Here is a 21,127-nt window from a genome sequence, read left to right as displayed (position 1 = left end):
CCGCATTTCGGTGTAAAGATGCATCGGCGCGAGCCGTTATCCAAATGAAGTGAGCCATTTTTATGGTTAATCTAGGGTGGTACCGCGAAATGAAACCTCGTCCCTTCTATTGGGATAGAGGTTTTTTTGTTTTTCCTCGGATAATTGCGAAAAAACCTATATATTATATTTGCGGAAATCCCATTAAATTTGCGAAACCCATATTAAAAGGAGGATATGAATCATGCAAGAACGATTAAAGGAGCTCCAGCAGGAAGCTCTACAAGCGGTTCAAAATGCGGCTGATTTGAAGGAACTCAATGATATCCGTGTATCTTATTTAGGGAAAAAGGGTCCAATTACAGAGGTTTTAAAAGGAATGGGCAAGCTCTCGGCGGAGGAGCGTCCGAAAATGGGGGCCCTTGCCAATGAGGTGAGAGACGCGATTTCTTCAAGCATTGAAGAAAAGCAAGTGACTTTGGAACAAGAAGCCGTTCAACAAAAGCTAGCTTCTGAGACGATTGATGTCACATTGCCTGGCCGTCCGATCAAGTCAGGAAACCACCATCCACTTACAAGTATCGTCGAAGAAATTGAGGATCTTTTTATTGGGATGGGCTATACCATAGCCGAAGGTCCTGAAGTGGAGCAGGATTATTATAACTTTGAAGCACTGAACCTGCCAAAGAGCCATCCAGCTCGTGATATGCAGGATTCCTTCTATATCACCGAAGAGATTTTAATGCGTACACAAACTTCACCGGTTCAGGCAAGAACGATGGAGAAGCATCATGGAAAAGGGCCTGTTAAAATCATTTGTCCTGGTAAAGTGTATAGACGTGACAATGATGATGCGACCCATTCTCATCAATTCATGCAAATTGAGGGGCTTGTCGTCGATGAAAATATCCGCATGAGTGATTTGAAGGGCACATTAGAGGTATTTGCGAAGAAATTATTTGGTGAGGACCGAGAAATTCGTCTACGTCCAAGCTTCTTCCCGTTCACAGAGCCTTCTGTAGAGGTGGACGTGTCTTGTTTTAAATGTGGAGGAAGTGGCTGCAATATTTGTAAAAAGACAGGCTGGATTGAAATACTAGGCGCTGGCATGGTCCATCCGAATGTGCTTGAAATGTCTGGCTTTGATTCAAAAAAATACTCTGGGTTTGCGTTTGGAATGGGAGTGGAGCGAATCGCGATGCTGAAATATGGTATTGAGGATATTCGACATTTCTATACAAATGATATCCGTTTCTTAAAACAATTTCATGTAAGTGAATAAATAGGAGGATAATGACATGTTCGTTTCATATAAATGGCTGCAGGAATATGTGGATCTTTCAGGGATCACTCCTGCCGAGCTTGCCGATAAAATTACAAAAAGCGGGATTGAGGTTGAAGGGGTAGAAACCTTAAACGAAGGATTAAAAGGGGTTGTCATCGGGCATGTGCTAGAAAGAGAGCAGCATCCGAATGCAGACAAGCTGAACAAATGTCTCGTTGATATTGGGGAAGAAGAGCCCGTTCAAATCATTTGTGGCGCTCCGAATGTTGATAAAGGACAAAAGGTCGCAGTGGCTACAGTCGGTGCCGTACTCCCTGGAAATTTCAAAATTAAAAAAGCGAAGCTTCGCGGCGAGGAATCGAACGGGATGATTTGTTCCCTGCAGGAATTGGGAATTGAAGCGAAGCTTGTCGCAAAAGAATTCTCGGAAGGAATCTTTGTCTTTCCAAATGATGTAACTGTTGGCGAGGACGCTCTTGAAAAACTAAACCGTGATGACCACATTCTTGAGCTTGGTCTAACGGCGAACCGCTCGGACTGCATGAGCATGCTTGGGGTTGCCTATGAGGTGGCGGCGATTCTAGACCGAGAAGTAAAGCTGCCTCATCCGCAGGTGAGCACTACCGCTGAAAAAGCAACAGATTATATTAAAGTAACCGTCGAAGCAAAGGAAGACAATCCCCTTTATGTGGCAAAGGTCATCAAAAATGTCAAAATTGCTCCATCTCCATTATGGATGCAAGGCAGATTAATGGCTGCAGGGATTCGCCCACATAACAATGTTGTCGATATTACGAACTACATTCTGCTTGAGTATGGTCAGCCGCTGCATGCTTTTGACTATGACGCCCTTGGTTCAAAGGAAATTCTCGTTCGCCGTGCCAAAAATGGCGAGAAAATTGTCACCCTTGATGACGCCGAAAGAACATTGACAGAGGAGCATCTTGTGATCACCAATGGCAGCGAGCCGGTCGCACTTGCCGGCGTGATGGGTGGTGCCAATTCGGAGGTTCAAGCTGACACGACAACTGTCTTGCTGGAATCCGCTTATTTCAAAGGGGCAACGGTTAGGGCTGCTTCAAAGGATATGGGCTTACGAAGTGAAGCAAGTGCACGCTTTGAAAAGGGTGTCGATCCGAATCGAGTCCGTGCTGCAGCGGAAAGAGCAGCAGAACTTCTTGCCTTATATGCTGGCGGCGAGGTGTTAGAAGGAGCAGCTGAAGCAGATACGCTACAAGTCGAGCCTGCTGTTATTTCTATTACCCTTGAAAAAATCAATGGGGTCATTGGAACAGCAATCACTAAGGAAGAAGTGGAGAACATTTTCTCTCGCCTGCAATTTGACACGACAACGGACAATGAAACATTCACAGTCACTGTTCCAACACGTCGTGGTGACATTACCATTGAAGAGGATTTGATTGAGGAAGTAGCACGTCTTTACGGCTATGATCGAATTCCAACGACATTACCGATTGGTTCTTCAAAGCCTGGGTATTTAACGGATTATCAGAAAAAACGCCGGATCGTCCGCACCTTTTTAGAAGGAGCAGGACTGTATCAAGCGATTACGTATTCTCTAACAAATCCAACGAAAGCCACCCAATTTGCTCTTGAAACTCGGGAGCCAATTGAGCTATCGATGCCGATGAGCGAAGAGCATAGCCAACTCCGCTTAAGCATTCTTCCGCAGCTCTTAGATGTACTAAAATATAATCTGGCCCGTCAAAATGATCGTGTCGCTGTCTATGAAATGGGTGCGGTCTTCTTGGCCAATGGGTCGGAGGAGCTGCCACAGGAACGGGAGCATTTGGCAGGGGCAATCACAGGCTTATGGCATGAGCATGGTTGGCAGGGTGAAAAGAAGGCTGTTGATTTCTTTGTACTGAAAGGAATACTTGAAGGACTATTTGCCAAGCTTGGATTAGAAAATAAGGTGGAATACCGTCAAGCAACAATTGAGGGGATGCATCCAGGGCGAACGGCAGAAATCTTCCTGTCAGATAAGAAAATTGGTTTCATTGGTCAAGTTCATCCAACCATTCAAAAAGAGATGGATCTTAAGGAAACCTATGTATTTGAGCTTTCTTTAGAGACTCTATTGTCTGATGCTGTGGCTCCACTACAATATGAAGCGATCCCACGCTTCCCTTCGATCACAAGAGACATTGCATTAGTTGTGGATCAGGCAACTGTCGCTGGTGAACTTGAAAACATTATCGTCGAAGCTGGCGGGAAGCTACTCAAGGATGTTCACATCTTCGATTTATACGAAGGAGAACGCATGGAACCTGGAAAGAAATCCATCGCGTATTCATTGAAATATTTTGATCCTGAAAAAACGCTAACAGATGAAGAAGTGACAAAGGTTCACGAAAAAGTGTTGGCTGCTTTAGCTGAAAAAGCAGGAGCCGTTTTGAGAGGATAAAAAATTAGGGGACTCGGGCAGATGCGAGTCCCCATTTCATTTTTTGGCTGTGTTTATGTTAATTTTAGCCTTATACGTACGCGTGAACTGGTTTTATTCGGTACGAGTAACGTAGAGAATGCGTACGTATAAGGCGGTATTAGAACAAAGCTTATTTTTTTATCATTCTTCGAGCTTTCTCAGTATTGGCAAAATGATACTTAACAAAATGCGGCAGGACTGCTTCTCCTTTTTCCAAAATTAGCCTCGCCGCCGCTTTATCGACTGCAGGCCCTGCTCCTTTTGGCAGCGTGAACCCTGCCCTTGCAGATAGATGTTCAAAATGCCGGACAAAGGCATAGCGGGCAATGATGGAAGCAGCAGCAACTGCCAGATGAATCCCTTCCGCTTTTGTGCTAAAGTAGACATTCTCCCGATGAACGATGGATTGCCCCCTTAGATGCTGGTAATATACATTCTCTTTGGCAAACTCATCAATCAGGACAGCCTCGGGTTTTTCTGGAGCAATCTTTTCTAGCACATGCCCGATGGCTTGATTATGTAACAGTGCCTTCATTTTTCCCTGGGACATGCCCCTTTGCTGGAGCTGATTATATTTTTCATTGTGCAAGGTTAGTAAACTGTGAGGTACGATATCCTTGATTTGTTTAGCGATTTCAATAATTTTATCATCCTTTAAATTTTTGGAATCCTTGACTCCGAGCTCTTTCAAAAGGGGGAGCTGCTCCCTTTTTACATAAGCGGCAACAACGGTGATCGGACCAAAGTAGTCGCCCGTACCAACCTCATCTGAGCCTACTACAGACAAACTGCCAAAATTTGCAGGTAGATGTGTAGAGTTTTTAGGAGTGGGCAATGATGAAGATTTTTCAACAGGGCTTCCCCACTGCCCTGCTTCCTTTTCACTGTCAGCACCTTGAAAAAGGACTTTTCCAGATTTGTAGGCTGTGATCGTACAACCCTTGGTTTTTGCACAAAACACACTGCCTTGTGGGACTTTATCCGTTAGATTAGAGGTATAGTGTTTTTTCATAGATTCGATTTCATTCATACTGAGCTTCAATACGATTGGGCCCATACGATTCAACTCCGTTCGATTAAAAATTCGCGATTCTTTTAGTATGCCCTGTTTAGACATACTTAGACTTTTCACTATTAATAGGTTCATGTTATCATAGTGATTAGGATTCTACGAAATGGGGGCAATAGGCTTGTCAGATGCACAAAAAACACGCACAACTGTTGACATATATGGACAGCAATATATTATAGTGGGAACGGAAAGTTCAAGTCACGTACGACTTGTCGCTTCAATGGTTGATGAGAAAATGCGTGAAATCAGCTCCAAGAATCCTTCACTCGACACGAGCAAGCTGGCGGTCTTAACAGCGGTGAATGCTGTGAATGATTATCTCAAGCTTAAGGATCAGCTTGAGAAGCTCGAAGGTGAATTAAAAAGAGTAAAGGACTGAATCAGTCATGCTGAGTCTCGCAATATTTATAGTATTGATTTTTGGTTTTTTAATAGGTTTGAAAAGAGGTTTTATCCTCCAGCTTATCCACATTACCGGGTTCATTATCGCATTTATTGTTGCTTATATCTATTATGGTGACTTGGCCCCTAAGCTTACCTTGTGGATTCCTTATCCGAACTTTAGTACAGATTCTACCTTTCAATTATTGTTGGATAATGGTCATTTAGAAGCAGCCTATTATAACGCGATCTCGTTTGTGGGGATCTTTTTGGCTGTGAAAATTGCTATGCAAATCATTGGCAATATGCTTGATTTTGTAGCCAACCTTCCGATCCTAAAGACACTAAATGTTTGGGCCGGTGGAATTTTAGGCTTTTTGGAAGTGTATCTTGTTATATTTATCCTTCTCTACATAGCAGCGCTTTTACCAGTGGATGCCGTTCAAGATGCGCTAGGTGATTCCTTCTTAGCAAAAATGATCGTTGAGCATACTCCCTATTTTTCTAGTCAAATTAAGGAGCTTTGGATAGAGCATATCGCTTCGTGAACTTCTCTATTTAGGGAAGTTGTTTTTTTGTGAAGACTTTGTTCATGCTCAGTGCTGATATTAGCCATATGTGCATGGCGTGAACGGGTGTTGTTCGGTACGAACAACGTAGTGAACCCATGCACATATGGCAGTATCAAGATCAACTTAGAAATTTAACTGCGTCTTTGTAAAAAATAAAACCTTTTCCCCTGTAGTACGTATACAGAATAAGGTAACAATAATTTTAACGGACAGAGGATTGTTTGAAAAGGTGGGAGGTGATGGAGTTGGCGACCAATAAAAAGGAAGTTGTTCGTTTGCTAGAATCGATTGCAATCTATATGGAGCTTAAAGGTGAAAATCCTTTTAAAATCTCGGCCTTCCGTAAAGCAGCGAATTCTTTAGAAATGGATGAGCGCACATTGGAAGAGATAGAGAATTTCACAACCCTTCAAGGTGTTGGAAAAGGAACCGCTTCGGTGATCGAGGAATATATCCAAACAGGAGCATCCTCCGTGCTCGAGGAGCTCCAGAAGGAAGTGCCAAAGGGACTCATTCTTCTCCTGCAATTACCAGGACTTGGCGGGAAAAAGATTGCGAAGCTGCACAAAGAGCTGCAAATAGAAAATGTTGAGGATCTAAAGCAGGCTTGTCTTGACGGGCAAGTGAGGGAGTTAGCAGGGTTTGGGAAGAAGACGGAAGAAAAGATCCTTGCGGCGATAGATAGTGTCCGCAATAAACCCGATCGTCTTCCCCTCGCATACATGCTTCCTATTGCCATGCAGATCGAAGAGATTTTAGGTAAAATGACAGCTGTTGAAAGATTTTCAAGAGCAGGAAGTTTGCGCAGGGTGAAGGAAACGGTAAAGGATCTTGACTTTATTATTGCCACAAAAGAGCCAACCATCGTGAGAGAGCAACTGCTTCAGATTGAGGGAATTAAGGAGACGGTTGCCGCTGGGGATACGAAGGTCTCGGTCATTCTTGAATACTCTCATGATGTCTCGGTCGATTTTCGCCTTGTGAGACCCGAGGAATTTGCGACCACCCTTCATCACTTTACGGGCTCGAAGGAACATAATGTCCGCATGCGTCAGCTTGCTAAGGAACGTGGTGAGAAGATTAGCGAGTACGGAGTTGAAATAGTGGAGACGGGAAAAGTGCTGACCTTTGATACAGAGAAGGACTTTTACGCCTATTTTGGCCTGTCCTTCATTCCACCAGAAATGCGAGAGGATGGCAGTGAGGTCGAGAAATACTCCCCAGAGCTTGAGATCATCTCGATGGAGCATATGAAAGGGGACTTACATATGCATACGACCTGGAGTGATGGTGCCCATTCGATTGAAGAGATGGTGGAAGCCTGCAGAAGATTAGGCTATCAATACATGGCGATCACGGATCACTCCAAGTTTCTAAAGGTAGCGAACGGATTAACTGAGGAGCGACTTCTGAAACAAAGAGAAGAAATAAAGAGTCTGAATGAAAAATATGAGGACATCACGATTTTATCTGGGGTCGAAATGGACATCCTTCCCGATGGAACATTAGACTATGATGATGAGCTCTTAGCGGGGATGGACATTGTAATCGCCTCCATTCATTCTGGATTTTCACAGCCAAAGGAAAAAATAATGGAACGGCTGTCCAATGCAATGAAGAATCATCATGTGGATATTATCGCACATCCAACCGGCAGGAAAATTGGGATAAGAGAGGGCTATGCTGTAGATATTGACCTCTTGATTGAATTAGCCAAAGAGACAAACACGGCGCTAGAGCTAAATGCTAATCCGAACAGACTTGACCTTAATGCAGAATATGTACGCAAGGCGCAGGACGCTGGGGTGAAAATTGTGATCAATACAGATGCCCATAAAGTTGATACGCTGACCCAGATGCAATTGGGCGTTTCTACAGCTAAAAAAGGTTGGATTCAACGAGAAAATGTAATCAATGCCTGGAGTCTAGAAGAACTCCAACAGTTTTTACAAAAAAGATGAAAGAGATAAAGAATTTTTCTGCAAGGGCTCTTATTGTATGAGACATAAAAAAGCCTAAGGAATAGAGATAAGGAGGACTTCTCTCCATGCAGCAGCGAGTTTTGAAGATATTAGAATTTCATAAAGTGAAAGAACAGGTGCTTGAGCACGCTTCATCGACGCTCGGAGCACAGTTGGTTCGTGAGCTTATCCCTTCAACGAACTTAGAAGAAGTGATAAGAATGCAAGAAGAAACAGATGAAGCAACAAGCGTGATTCGAATCAAGGGAAATGTCCCTCTCGGTGGGATTTTTGATATAAAGCCACATATTAAGCGTGCGGATATTGGCGGGATGCTAAGTCCCCATGAACTGATGCAGGTGTCAAGCACGATCCATGCTAGTCGCATTATTCGCAGGTTTGTGGAGGATTTGATCGAAGAAGAACTACAGTACCCTCATCTATCTGAGCTCACCAGTCAAATTGTCGTATTATCGGAACTAGAGGAAGCCATCCGAATGGCGATCGATGAAAATGGTGCGGTCCTTGATAGTGCAAGTGACCTACTGCGCACATTACGCAACCAGCTTAGAACAAAGGAATCGAAAGTAAGGGAAAGACTTGAAAACATGATTCGGTCTTCCAATGCCCAAAAGATGCTCTCAGATGCGATCGTCACGATCCGCAATGATCGCTTTGTAATCCCAGTCAAACAGGAGTATCGGGGCCATTATGGCGGAATTATTCATGACCAAAGCTCCTCGGGTCAAACATTATTCATTGAGCCGCAATCTATTGTTGAGCTCAACAATGAGCTTCAGTCAATCCGAGTGAAGGAACAGCAGGAAATTGAGCGAATTTTGATGGAATTATCCGCACGAGTCGCAGAAAATAGCAGTGAGCTTTCCATCATTGTTGATGTCCTTGCGAAGATTGATTTCGTGTTTGCCAAAGCTCGTTATGGACAGAAAATCAAAGCGTCCAAGCCAAAGATGAATAATGAAGGAAGAATATCTTTATTTAAAGCAAGACATCCCTTAATTCCGATCGATGAAGTAGTCGCAAACGATATTTTCCTAGGTAAGGATTTTTCCACGATTGTCATAACTGGTCCAAATACAGGTGGAAAAACGGTTACGCTGAAAACCGTTGGTCTATGTACATTGATGGCACAGGCAGGCCTGCAAATTCCTGCTCTGGATGGCTCTGAGATGGCCGTCTTTTCCTCTGTATTTGCTGATATTGGGGACGAGCAATCGATTGAGCAGAGCTTAAGTACATTTTCCTCCCATATGGTCAATATCGTGGATATTTTGAACGAGGTTGATTTCGAAAGCTTGGTTCTTTTTGATGAGTTGGGGGCAGGAACCGATCCACAGGAGGGGGCAGCTCTCGCCATTTCTATCCTGGATGAAGTATACAAACGAGGAGCAAGAGTGATCGCAACGACTCATTATCCAGAATTAAAGGCTTACGGCTATAACCGAGAAGGTGTTGTCAATGCTAGTGTAGAATTTGATGTAGAAACATTAAGTCCTACCTATAAGCTCTTGATTGGAGTTCCCGGTCGAAGCAATGCCTTCGAAATTTCCAAGCGCCTCGGTTTAAATGAAAAAGTTATCTCGGCAGCTAAATCCCATGTGAGTGCAGATACGAACCAAGTGGAAGGGATGATTGCCGCCCTTGAAGAAAACAGATTGCAGGCGGAAAAAGAGCTGGAGGAAGCCCACGACTTACTAAAGAATGCAGAAAAGCTGCATCGGGATCTACAGAAGCAAATGGCAGAGTATTATGCTAAGAAGGATGAGCTTGTCGAAAAAGCAAAGGAAAAGGCAAAGCAAATTCTTATAAAGGCACAGTCAGAGGCGGAAGAGGTCATTCAGCAATTAAGAAGAATGCAGCTGGAAAAACAAGCGGAGATTAAGGAACATGAATTAATCGAGGCTAGGAAGCGTCTTGAGGAGGCGGTGCCTAAGACAAAGAAGAGCTCGAAAGCACTTAATCAAAGGGAGCAGAAGCATACCTTTAAGCCGGGGGATGAGGTTAAGGTATTAAGCTTCGATCAAAAGGGGCAGCTACTGGAGCGAGTTTCCGATCATGAGTGGCAAGTCCAAATTGGGATTTTAAAAATGAAGGTGAATGAACAGGATTTACAGTTTATTAAGAGTGAAAAGGTCGTAGAAGCAAGACCGCTAGCAACGGTTAGAGGAAAGGATTTTCATGTAAGTCTAGAGCTTGACCTGAGGGGAGAGCGCTTTGAGGATGCTCTTATCCGGGTGGAGAAATACATTGATGATGCCCTGCTAGCTGGCTACCCGAGGGTTTCCATTATTCACGGAAAAGGAACCGGCGCCTTACGACAAGGAGTACAAGAGTATTTACGAAATCATCGCTCCGTTAAAAGAATTCGTTTTGGTGATGCAGGAGAAGGGGGAACCGGCGTCACAATCGTAGAATTTAAGTAAGTTGTATTGTTTTTTTCAGAAGCAACCATCTTTAAGAAAAGTGCGATAAGTAAAGGCTAGGGAGAGTTTAGAATGAATCAATTCTGGGAGAATGATTATGTACAAACAGCTGCTTATTTTAGTATTGTAATCCTTTGCATGGTTTTGTTCTTGGCTGTTTTTGAACTGGTGACAAAATATCGAAATTGGGATGAAATCAAAAATGGAAATCTGGCAGTAGCTATGGCAACCGGTGGAAAAATCTTTGGAATCGCCAATGTTTTTCGCCATTCTATTTCTCAGCACGACACACTTTTTACGATGATCGGCTGGGGCGTCTATGGCTTCTTCTTATTATTGCTTGGGTACTTTATTTTTGAATTTTTCACTCCTAAGTTTAAAATAGATGAAGAGATTGGGAATGATAACCGAGCAGTTGGATTCATTTCGATGACGATCTCGATTGCATTATCCTATGTGATAGGGGCAAATATCTCATAAGGAGCGAGCATGAGTTGGAGAAACTGGCAAAAATTTTAATAGCACTCTGCGCCGGCTTTGTTATAGTTGGCATCATTTATTTGTTCTTTAAATAGGATGTTCTGAAACCGTCATGTTGGCGGTTTTTTCTATGTGGATTGATCATTGTCGGATGGTTGCCAAGGGCATGTTCAGCAGTCGCCTATGAATGCACAGGTACAGGGGACAGGATGAAAGTAATATTCTAATTGTCACAAAATGTTTACTATATTATAATTGGAGAAGAACAATTAGAATGTTCAAAAAATTGAACGAACAAGGGGGTATAAAGATGAATGAACAGAAGCCTTGGCTAGAGCTTTATCCTAAAGAAATTCCACACACGCTTGAATACTCCAAAGAACCTGTTCAAAATTATTTAAAGAAGACAGCAGAAGAATTTCCGAACAAGGTCGCCATTCACTTTATGGGGAAGGAGCTAACCTACAGGGAGGTATACGAGGATTCACTGAAATTTGCAGGATATTTACAGGGGTTAGGACTTGAAAAAGGGGATCGAGTAGCGATTATGCTACCGAACTGTCCGCAGGCTGTCATTAGTTATTATGGGATCCTGTTTGCAGGCGGAATTGTTGTTCAAACGAATCCACTCTATGTAGAGCGAGAATTAGAGTATCAAATGAAGGATTCTGGAGCGAAGATGATTGTTGCATTGGATATCCTCTATCCACGGGTAACGAAAGTGATGCCACAAACAGATTTACAGCATGTGATTGTAACCGCTATCAAGGACTTTCTACCATTCCCGAAAAATTTGATTTATCCATTTATCCAAAAAAAGCAGTACGGCTTCTCAGTAAATGTCAAGCATGAAGGAAATCAACATCTCTTTATAGAAATATTGAAGCAGCCGCAAAGGTCCTTAAAGGAATATGAATTTGATTTCGAGGAGGATTTAGCACTCCTACAATATACGGGGGGAACAACAGGATTTCCTAAAGGCGTCATGCTTACCCACAAAAATCTTGTTTCCAATGCCTCCATGTGTGAAGCTTGGCTATATAAGTGCAAAAAAGGTGAAGAGGTGGTCCTTGGATTTCTTCCATTTTTCCATGTTTATGGGATGACAACCGTCTTAATCCTGTCTGTTATGCAAGGCAACAAAATGGTGCTACTGCCGAAATTTGATATGGACACCGCCTTAAAGACGATTCAAAAACAGCGCCCAACGATTTTCCCTGGGGCTCCAACGATGTATATTGGCTTGTTGAATCACCCGGATCTCCATAAATATGATCTTTCATCAATTGATTCCTGTATTTCAGGCTCTGCTCCTCTGCCTGTGGAGGTCCAGCAAAAATTCGAAGAGGTCACCGGTGGTAAGCTTGTAGAAGGCTATGGATTAACAGAATCCTCTCCAGTTACTCATTCCAATTTTCTTTGGGATCGTCCAAGTGTAAAGGGAAGTATCGGGGTTCCTTGGCCGGATACCGATGCAGGGGTCTTTTCGATTGAAACAGGTGAGCCTCTTCCTGTCGGTGAGGTTGGAGAAATTTGTGTCAAAGGCCCTCAGGTGATGAAAGGGTACTGGAACCGTCCTGAAGAAACGGCTCAAACTCTTCGTGATGGTTGGCTACTTACGGGTGATTTGGGGTATATGGATGAAAAAGGTTATTTCTACGTTGTTGATCGTAAGAAGGATATGATTATTGCAGGAGGATACAATATATATCCGCGTGAAATTGAAGAGGTGCTGTATGAGCATCCAGATATCGTAGAAGTGGTCGCAGCTGGGGTACCTGATCCGTACCGAGGAGAAACAGTCAAGGCCTATGTGGTACTTAAAGAAGGCTCAACAGTAACAGAGAAAGAACTGAATGAGTTTGCACGCAAATCACTAGCTGCATACAAAGCTCCTAGATTGTATGAATTTAGAAAAGAGCTTCCAAAAACGGCAGTCGGAAAAATTTTGCGAAGAACATTAGTGGAAGAAGAGAAGAAAAAAATGCAGCAGGAGGAAGAAGAGAAAAAGGCATAGAGCTTGCCCAAAAAAATAATTCTCAAGCAGGACTTGAATTTTCTTGACATAAACTAAATGCACTACTATCATAAAATTATGAATGATGATTCATTCATAATTTTATTTTTTGTTGAAGTATTGATTCTTTCAGCTAGTTAGAAGAAACTAAGAAATAGATGGAACAACTAGGTTTCTTGAAGGGAGGGCATCGATTGAAGAAAAACAAACCTAAATACATGCAGATTATTGATGCGGCAGTTATTGTAATCGCTGAGAATGGCTACCATCAAGCCCAGGTCTCAAAAATTGCTAAGCAAGCAGGAGTTGCCGATGGTACCATATATTTATATTTCAAAAATAAAGAAGATATTCTGATCTCTCTTTTTCAAGAAAAAATGGGTAATTTCGTTGAAAAAATTGAAGAGGTTATAGCAGGAAAACAGTACGCAGCAGAGAAGTTATTAATGATGGTGGAAACTCATTTCAAAATACTATCAGAGGATCCACATTTAGCGATTGTCACTCAGCTGGAATTAAGACAATCGAACAAAGACCTCAGATTGAGAATTAATCATGTTCTAAAAGGTTATTTAAAGGTCATTGACCAAATCTTAACCGAGGGAATGGAAAATGGAGAATTCTCAAGTGAATTAAACATCCGTCTTGCCAGACAAATGATCTTTGGAACAATGGATGAAACGGCAACAACTTGGGTCATGAGCGATCAGAAATATGATCTTCAAGCGCTAGCAATACCTGTTCACAAGCTACTTCTGAACGGGTGCGGAACAAAATAAGATAAAACGGTGAAGAAGGGGGTACGAAAATGGAGTATTTAAAATGGTCATATGAAGATTTCGTTGCAACCATCAAAATTGACCGGCCACCAGCTAATGCCTTATCATCTGGGTTAATACAGGAACTTTCTTCTGTTCTGGATGAAATCAAGCCGAATGAAAAAATTCGCGTGATTTTAATCCATGGAGAGGGACGCTTTTTCTCTGCTGGTGCTGACATTAAGGAATTTACTTCTGTTCAATCCGAGGATGATTTTTCAAACCTTGGTACAAATGGTCAGAATCTCTTTGACCGGATGGAAAACTTTCCGAAGCCAATTATTGCAGCTATCCATGGGGCTGCTCTCGGCGGCGGATTAGAGCTTGCGATGGCGTGTCACTTCAGGCTCGTTACAGAAAACGCGAAGCTTGGGTTACCGGAGCTACAGCTAGGAATTATTCCTGGATTTGCAGGAACCCAACGTCTACCCCGTTATGTAGGGGTTGCAAGGGCAGCGGAAATGATGTTTACGAGTGATCCGATCACAGGCAAAGAAGCTGTCCAATACGGGTTAGCCAATCATGCATATACTGACGATGAGCTTTTAGAAAAAGCATATGACATGGCTAAAAAAATCGGCAAAAAGAGCCCGATTGCCATTGGCGCAGCTATTGAACTATTAAACTATTCGAAGACAAAGGAATTCTATACTGGTGTCAAAAGGGAAGCTGAGCTTTTTGGACAAGTGTTTATTACCGAAGATGCGAAGGAAGGAATTTCCGCCTTCATTGAGAAAAGGGAGCCTAAATTCACTGGTAAATGATTAATTTTCTTAATTTTAGAATTTGTTAGCGTTCACAAATTGAGTTTTGGAGCTTGCCTTGGTAAGACTCTTTAACATAATAATCTAATTACTTTTGAACATTATTAGGAGGGGAAACCATGAATATCTATGTACTAATGAAAAGAACTTTCGATACGGAAGAGAAGATTACGATTTCTGGTGGCCAAATCAATGAGGATGGAGCAGAGTTTATCATTAATCCTTATGATGAATATGCCGTTGAAGAGGCTATTCAAGTCCGTGATGCACATGGTGGAGAAGTTACCGTGGTTTCGGTTGGAAATGAAGAGGCGGAAAAACAGCTTCGCACAGCATTAGCAATGGGTGCTGACAAGGCCGTTCTGATCAATACGGAAGATGATTTAGATTACAGTGACCAATATACAACAGCTAAGATTCTAGCTGAATTCCTAAAAGATAAAGAAGCCGATTTGATCATTGGCGGAAATGTGGCTATTGATGGTGGTTCTGGGCAGGTTGGACCACGCGTAGCCGAGCTGCTTGGCATCCCATATGTAACGACGATAACAAAGCTAGAGATTAACGGGTCAGATGTAAAGGTTGTTCGTGATGTTGAAGGAGATTCAGAAGTAATCGAAACAAGCCTACCTCTACTTGTTACTGCTCAGCAGGGTCTAAATGAGCCTCGCTATCCTTCTCTACCAGGGATTATGAAGGCGAAGAAGAAGCCTCTTGATGAGTTAGAGCTTGATGATTTAGATCTTGATGAGGATGACGTTGAGGCAAAAACAAAAACGATCGAGATTTATTTACCAGCTCAAAAAGCAGCTGGAAGAGTGCTTGAGGGCGAGTTAACCGATCAGGTGAAGGAATTGGTAAGCTTACTTCACAACGAAGCTAAAGTAGTTTGATAACTCGAAATTAACCCTGATTAAGGATTACGTGAGAATTTCTGAAAATATCATACAGGAGGAGTCGAAATGGCTAGAAAAGTATTAGTATTAGGCGAAGTTCGTGATGGTTCATTACGTAACGTTTCATATGAAGCAATTGGTGCAGCTAAGACTGTAGCTGAAGGTGGAGAAGTAGTTGGAGTGCTTCTTGGTGCTTCAGTCTCTAATTTAGCGAATGACTTGATTCAATATGGTGCAGATCGAGTCGTTGTTGTAGAGGACGAAAAGCTTGAACAATATACCTCTGATGGATATGCTCAAGGCTTATTAGCTGTGATTGATTCAGAACAGCCAGAAGGCATTATTTTTGGACATACTTCATTAGGAAAGGATCTATCACCAAAGCTTGCTAGTAAGCTAGATTCTGGATTAATTTCGGATGTGACTGGAATTGAAGTGGCTGGAGGAAATATCGTCTTTACTCGCCCAATCTATTCCGGTAAAGCATTTGAAAAGAAAATTGTAACAGATGGAATCATCTTTGCAACGGTACGTCCAAATAATATCGCTCCTCTAGAAAAGGACGAATCAAGAACCGGCGATGTTACATCCCTTTCTGTAGAGATTAAAGACCTACGTACGATTATTAAGGAAGTCGTGCGTAAGGCGACAGAGGGTGTGGACCTTTCTGAAGCAAAGGTTGTCGTAGCTGGAGGCCGTGGTGTTAAGAGTGAAGAAGGCTTTGAGCCTTTAAAAGAGCTTGCCAACGTCCTTGGTGGAGCAGTCGGTGCATCTCGTGGAGCTTGTGATGCAGAGTACTGTGACTATTCACTACAAATTGGCCAAACAGGTAAGGTTGTTACACCAGACCTTTACATCGCTTGCGGTATTTCTGGAGCCATCCAACATTTAGCTGGAATGTCCAACTCAAAAGTAATTGTTGCCATCAACAAGGATCCGGAAGCTAACATCTTTAATGTAGCTGATTACGGCATTGTCGGAGACCTATTTGAGGTTGTTCCGATGCTAACTGAAGAATTCAAAAAATTAAAAGTAAATGCGTAATTAAAACGACGGGCGGTGTAAAAACCGCTCGTTCTATTTTTTGCATAGATGCTTGTATTAGGGGCAAATTACTTTCGAACAAATTATTAGCATCGTCACTTGAACGATGATATACTGACCTTAGTATTTAAATTATAGAAAAAAGGCTGTGCTGTGGAGTAGGCGACTTTCATGAAGCCGTGCATAGCAAGCATATTTAGGAGGTAATAGATTATGGCAATTATGAATGTAACTGACCAAAATTTTGATAAGGAAACGAGTACCGGTGTTGTACTAGCAGATTTCTGGGCACCATGGTGCGGACCATGTAAAATGATCGCTCCTGTCCTTGAAGAGCTTGATCAAGAGCTTGGAGATAAGCTAAGAATTGTGAAGCTTGATGTCGATGATAACCAAGAAACTGCTGCTAAATTTGGCGTGATGAGCATCCCAACATTACTTGTCTTCAAAGATGGAGAAGTAGTTGATAAAGTGGTTGGCTTCCAGCCAAAAGAAGCCCTTGCAGAACGCTTAAATTCTCATCTATAAGAATTTGCCCTAAAAAAATCTCCTGACGAATGTGGTCAGGAGATTTTTTTGATATAGTAATTACAGAAGTAAGAAGGGTGGGGGTGAAAAAACAATGAACGAAACGATAAAAAATAAACTCGCGTTACTCCCAGACCAGCCTGGCTGTTATCTCATGAAGGACCGGCAAGGAACGATTATCTATGTTGGCAAAGCCAAGATCCTAAAGAATAGAGTCCGCTCCTATTTTACAGGTTCTCACGATGGAAAAACGCAAAGACTTGTGGGTGAGATTGAGGATTTTGAGTACATTGTAACCTCCTCCAATATTGAGGCGCTTATCCTCGAGCTCAACTTAATTAAAAAGCATGACCCAAAATATAACGTTATGCTCAAGGATGATAAAACATACCCTTTTATCAAATTAACGACTGAGCGACATCCACGGCTGATTACAACACGAAAAGTAAAGAAGGATAAGGGGAAATATTTTGGACCCTACCCAAATGTGGGAGCTGCTAATGAAACGAAGAAGCTGTTAGACCGTATATACCCGCTTCGCAAATGCATGACCCTGCCCGATCGAGTATGCTTATATTACCATTTGGGGCAGTGTCTAGCTCCTTGTGTGAATGAAGTCTCTGAAGACACCTATAAGGATATGGTGGAGGAAATTACAAAATTTCTAAATGGCGGATACAAAGAGATCAAAAAAGAGCTTACCGAGAAGATGCACAAAGCGTCGGAAGACCTTGATTTTGAGCGGGCGATGGAATACCGAGACAAAATTGCTCATATTGAGTCGACGATGGAAAAACAGAAAATGACGACCACCGATTTTACCGATCGTGACGTATTTGGCTATGCTGTCGATAAAGGCTGGATGTGTGTGCAGGTCTTCTTTGTAAGACAAGGGAAGCTCATTGAGCGTGATGTTTCCATGTTTCCATTTTACAGCGAGCCAGAAGAGGAGTTCTTAACCTTCCTAGGACGTTTTTATGACAAGGAGAATCACTTCAAGCCAAAGGAAATCCTTTTACCTGAAAAAGTCGACGAATCCTTAGCCGAAGCGCTGTTAAATGTGAAAATGCTCAAACCAAAGCGAGGGCAAAAAAGGGATTTAGTTAAGCTTGCCGAAAAGAATGCAAAAATTGCATTGCAAGAAAAGTTCTCCCTCATCGAGCGAGATGAAGACCGAACGATCAAGGCTGTGGAACGATTGGGTAACCAGCTTGGCATTTATACACCTCACCGAATCGAAGCATTCGATAACTCTAATATCCAAGGGACCGATCCAGTATCTGCGCTCGTTGTTTTCATTGATGGCAAGCCAGCCAAAAGAGAATATCGTAAATACAAGATTAAGTCTGTGAAAGGTCCGGATGATTATGAATCGATGCGGGAGGTTGTTCGAAGGCGTTATTCCAGAGTATTAAAGGAAGGATTACCGCTTCCGGATCTGATTATGATTGATGGAGGAAAAGGGCATGTGGAGGCGGTTCGTGATATATTGGAGAATGAGCTCGGTCTGGATATTCCGCTGTCTGGATTAGTAAAGGACGAAAAACATCGAACCTCACAGCTTTTATTCGGCAATCCTCTCGAAGTGATTCCTCTCGGAAGGAACAGTCAGGAGTTTTATTTGCTGCAGCGCATTCAGGACGAGGTTCACCGCTTTGCGATTACGTTTCATCGGCAGTTGCGGGGTAAGACCGCCTTTCAATCCATTTTGGATGACATTCCAGGAATTGGGGAGAAACGCAAGAAGCAGCTGTTAAAGGAATTTGGCTCCGTGAAAAAAATGAAGGAAGCCTCGGTGGATCAATTTCGGGAGCTTGGAATCCCAATCCATACGGCAGAAGCATTGTTTAACAAATTGCAGGAATGACATTGTATTCCTGACGAGCCTATGCTATAATTTTTAAAACTTTATATCGTTATCACTTTAACGTAAGTAAGTGAAGGTAGAGGTGCGGACGCTAATAGTAGAGTCTTGGAGAAGGATGAGTTTCTGAGAAAAGACTTGAAAGGGGTGGACCGCCGAAGTGAAGAAAGTCTCATCCCTTTTTTTGCTGGTTCTGCATTGAATAAGTGCAGGATTGTCAAGACTAGATCGTCTTGGAGAGCTATCTAATGATGCGTTCGAAATTTTGATACTTTTTTCACGCAGCAATGGGATAGAATCTCATTGCTTTTTTTTGTGGAAATGCTCTTTTCAAACATTGTTGCTTATGAACAAAAGATAATTAGATAAGACGATGTTTTATGCAGTTTATCTGTAGAAATAACCGAGAAAAGTGCTGCTCATTCTATGCGTATCACACGCCTAGTATGAAACGGAATGGCCGGTATTAAGGACATTCCAGAACAACAATCCGTGCGAAAACAGTCTGTGGAAAAAATAGGTGGTAGCTATGCACACTGGTAATACTCTTAGTTAACTCATAATTGTCAATGAAAAAAGTATAGTAGAAAGAAGGGGGACTAAATGGCTTTAATCGTGCAAAAATTTGGTGGAACCTCTGTAGGTAGCCCAGAAAAAATTTTGAACGTTGCAAATAGGGTTATTGAAGAGAAAGCACGTGGAAACGATGTGGTGGTTGTCGTATCTGCCATGGGAAAAACAACCGATGAGCTCGTTTCTTTGGCAGAAAGAATCACTTCTAAACCGAGCAAAAGAGAAATGGATATGCTGCTTACAACAGGAGAGCAGGTTACAATATCGTTATTAACAATGGCACTACTGGAAAAGGGCTATCCAGCGATCTCCTTAACGGGCTGGCAAGCTGGAATGGAAACAGAAGCGATCTTCGGAAATGCACGTATCATGGATATTCACACAAATCGAATAGCAAACGAGTTAAAGGAAGGAAAAATTGTCGTAGTTGCTGGCTTTCAAGGTGCAACAAAGGACGGAGAGATTACGACCTTGGGAAGAGGAGGCTCGGATACTACGGCAGTCGCACTTGCCGCAGGACTGAAGGCAGAAAAATGTGATATTTACACAGATGTTACTGGTGTATATACAACGGATCCTCGCTATGTAAAGACAGCAAGAAAATTATTATCCATCTCCTATGATGAGATGCTTGAGCTTGCCAATCTCGGAGCTGGGGTTATCCATCCAAGGGCGGTTGAATTTGCAAAGAACTATCAAATTCCATTGGAAGTACGTTCGAGTATGGAAGCCGAATCGGGAACGATCATTGAGGAGGAAGGAAGAATGGAACAGAATCTAGTCGTAAGAGGGATCGCTTTTGAGGACAACATCACAAGAGTGACCGTATTAGGATTGAAAAATCAGCGAGCAAGCCTGTCAACCATTTTTACGACGCTTGCGAACAATCATTTGAATGTGGATATTATCATCCAAAGCAGGACCGATAGAGATACAACAGACTTATCTTTTTCTATTCATTCCAAGGATTTAAACGACACATTAAAGGTATTAAAGGATAATAAGGAATTACTATATTTTGATAATGTTCAATATGAATCCAATTTGGCGAAGGTGTCTATCGTTGGTTCTGGAATGGTATCCAATCCTGGAGTAGCTGCCCAAATGTTTGAAGTATTGGCAGAGCAAAATATTGATGTGAAAATGGTGAGTACGTCAGAAATCAAGGTTTCGACGGTTGTCGATGAAGGGGAAATGGTAAAGGCAGTTGAAGCCTTGCATGATGCATTTGAATTAGCGGGCATGCCGGTAAAATCATAAAACAAAGAAGCCAAAAAGCAATGATGCTTTTTGGCTCATTACATATCTATTTATAATAATGATTATAGAAGGTATTTTACTCAACGGGATCCTTTTTATCCCATTTTACTGTAAAGTCAATCTTTCGAGCACGTTTTTTCGGATGCTCGTAGCACTCAGCCACAACATTCCTTTGATTTTCGATCTGTTGTGCTAAGAAACCTGCTTCAAGCTGGAAGGTGGTAGTGCTATCTTTTTTACTCAGCCTTTCTGAAATGACTGAACTAGAGAGCTCAGCTTGTATTTCATTTTTTGATTCGTCTTTGATGGTTAATGAACCCCAGCCTGCCTTTGCAAAAAAATCAATGACTTCATCGAGATTTTGCAAAGGGAATTTGCGTGCCAGATCTTTTCCTGCCCAATAAAGGATGGAGGAAGTTTCTTTTCCAAGGATGCTTGGAAGAACCACTTCTCGTAACAATTCATATCCAAAGGCAGGAATGGTATCAGGCTCTATAAGAGTCATTTCAGATGCGTGTAATTCAGTCAATGTTCTCCCCTCTTTCTATGATTCTATTATATACAATATGTACAATTATACGCACAAAATAAGAAAAAAGAAGGAGTATTCATAAAGAAAAAATTGCTATTTCACAATATTTTTATATTTACGTAATTATCTTGTCTATGTTGTAAATCTCTTTTTTTATAATGTCAAAAAATTTTGTTTATATAGGAAACTTTGTGTATACGTTTTCTTG

Annotated in this window: 17 protein-coding genes, 1 riboswitch and 1 other annotated feature (1 of these 19 running past the window's edge); of the genes, 15 read left to right on the top strand and 2 right to left on the bottom strand. The window is 42.1% G+C overall.

The genetic code is table 11. The features are described from left to right. Positions 1–108: a binding site (T-box leader), on the top strand (it extends 137 nt beyond the left edge of the window). 115 nt (positions 109–223) lie between these two features. After that, entirely contained in the window at positions 224–1,261 is a 1,038-nt protein-coding gene (gene pheS / locus J2S07_RS18225) for a phenylalanine--tRNA ligase subunit alpha (RefSeq protein ID WP_307151839.1), read from the top strand. A gap of 16 nt (positions 1,262–1,277) precedes the next feature. Beyond that, entirely contained in the window at positions 1,278–3,692 is a 2,415-nt protein-coding gene (gene pheT / locus J2S07_RS18220; RefSeq protein WP_307151838.1) for a phenylalanine--tRNA ligase subunit beta, read from the top strand. A 151-nt stretch (positions 3,693–3,843) separates the two neighbouring features. On the opposite strand, the gene rnhC is transcribed toward pheT, so the two are convergent. Further along, on the bottom strand, positions 3,844–4,770 hold the full coding sequence (rnhC, locus tag J2S07_RS18215; protein WP_307151837.1) for a ribonuclease HIII: 927 nt from the start codon (positions 4,768–4,770) through the stop codon (positions 3,844–3,846). Between the two features lie 133 nt (positions 4,771–4,903). Here rnhC and zapA point away from each other — a divergent pair, with 133 nt between their 5' ends. The 13 genes from zapA (at position 4,904) to J2S07_RS18150 (ending at position 20,387) form a co-directional block, all read left to right on the top strand. After that, entirely contained in the window at positions 4,904–5,164 is a 261-nt protein-coding gene (zapA, locus tag J2S07_RS18210) for a cell division protein ZapA (RefSeq protein ID WP_307151836.1), read from the top strand. Between the two features lie 7 nt (positions 5,165–5,171). Next, positions 5,172–5,714, top strand: a complete 543-nt coding sequence (locus tag J2S07_RS18205) for a CvpA family protein (RefSeq protein ID WP_307151835.1) — start codon at positions 5,172–5,174, stop codon at positions 5,712–5,714. A gap of 269 nt (positions 5,715–5,983) precedes the next feature. Next, positions 5,984–7,699, top strand: a complete 1,716-nt coding sequence (gene polX, locus J2S07_RS18200; protein ID WP_307151834.1) for a DNA polymerase/3'-5' exonuclease PolX — start codon at positions 5,984–5,986, stop codon at positions 7,697–7,699. A gap of 86 nt (positions 7,700–7,785) precedes the next feature. Next, on the top strand, positions 7,786–10,143 hold the full coding sequence (locus J2S07_RS18195) for an endonuclease MutS2 (protein ID WP_307151833.1): 2,358 nt from the start codon (positions 7,786–7,788) through the stop codon (positions 10,141–10,143). A 72-nt stretch (positions 10,144–10,215) separates the two neighbouring features. Next, the gene (locus J2S07_RS18190; RefSeq protein WP_307151832.1) at positions 10,216–10,623 is read left to right on the top strand and encodes a DUF350 domain-containing protein; all 408 of its coding nucleotides are present in this window, start codon (positions 10,216–10,218) and stop codon (positions 10,621–10,623) included. Between the two features lie 310 nt (positions 10,624–10,933). After that, positions 10,934–12,640 (top strand): long-chain-fatty-acid--CoA ligase, encoded by a 1,707-nt coding sequence (locus J2S07_RS18185; protein WP_307151831.1) that lies wholly within the window; start codon positions 10,934–10,936, stop codon positions 12,638–12,640. 194 nt (positions 12,641–12,834) lie between these two features. Beyond that, positions 12,835–13,419, top strand: coding sequence for a fatty acid metabolism transcriptional regulator FadR (gene fadR / locus J2S07_RS18180; RefSeq protein ID WP_307151830.1), 585 nt, complete (start codon positions 12,835–12,837; stop codon positions 13,417–13,419). A gap of 29 nt (positions 13,420–13,448) precedes the next feature. Continuing rightward, the gene (locus J2S07_RS18175; protein WP_307151829.1) at positions 13,449–14,222 is read left to right on the top strand and encodes an enoyl-CoA hydratase; all 774 of its coding nucleotides are present in this window, start codon (positions 13,449–13,451) and stop codon (positions 14,220–14,222) included. 119 nt (positions 14,223–14,341) lie between these two features. Beyond that, positions 14,342–15,115 carry an electron transfer flavoprotein subunit beta/FixA family protein gene (locus tag J2S07_RS18170; protein ID WP_307151828.1) on the top strand — a complete coding sequence of 258 codons (774 nt, stop codon included), beginning with the start codon at positions 14,342–14,344 and terminating at the stop codon, positions 15,113–15,115. Between the two features lie 69 nt (positions 15,116–15,184). Then, positions 15,185–16,162, top strand: coding sequence for an electron transfer flavoprotein subunit alpha/FixB family protein (locus tag J2S07_RS18165; protein WP_307151827.1), 978 nt, complete (start codon positions 15,185–15,187; stop codon positions 16,160–16,162). A gap of 213 nt (positions 16,163–16,375) precedes the next feature. Further along, on the top strand, positions 16,376–16,690 hold the full coding sequence (gene trxA, locus J2S07_RS18160; RefSeq protein WP_307151826.1) for a thioredoxin: 315 nt from the start codon (positions 16,376–16,378) through the stop codon (positions 16,688–16,690). Between the two features lie 94 nt (positions 16,691–16,784). Next, entirely contained in the window at positions 16,785–18,557 is a 1,773-nt protein-coding gene (gene uvrC, locus J2S07_RS18155; protein ID WP_307151824.1) for an excinuclease ABC subunit UvrC, read from the top strand. A 69-nt stretch (positions 18,558–18,626) separates the two neighbouring features. Further along, a riboswitch (Lysine riboswitch) is annotated at positions 18,627–18,806 on the top strand. Between the two features lie 351 nt (positions 18,807–19,157). Continuing rightward, a complete protein-coding gene (locus J2S07_RS18150) occupies positions 19,158–20,387 on the top strand; it encodes an aspartate kinase (protein WP_307151823.1) in 1,230 nt (409 codons plus the stop codon). A gap of 76 nt (positions 20,388–20,463) precedes the next feature. Here J2S07_RS18150 and J2S07_RS18145 read toward each other — a convergent pair whose 3' ends face one another. Next, a complete protein-coding gene (locus tag J2S07_RS18145) occupies positions 20,464–20,916 on the bottom strand; it encodes a YslB family protein (RefSeq protein ID WP_307151822.1) in 453 nt (150 codons plus the stop codon). Positions 20,917–21,127: the final 211 nt, after the last annotated feature.

The organism is Anoxybacillus andreesenii, assembly GCF_030813005.1.
GTDB lineage: Bacteria > Bacillota > Bacilli > Bacillales > Cytobacillaceae > Robertmurraya > Robertmurraya andreesenii.
Note: the sequence above shows the minus strand (reverse complement) of the source record. Positions and strands in the feature narration are given on the sequence as shown.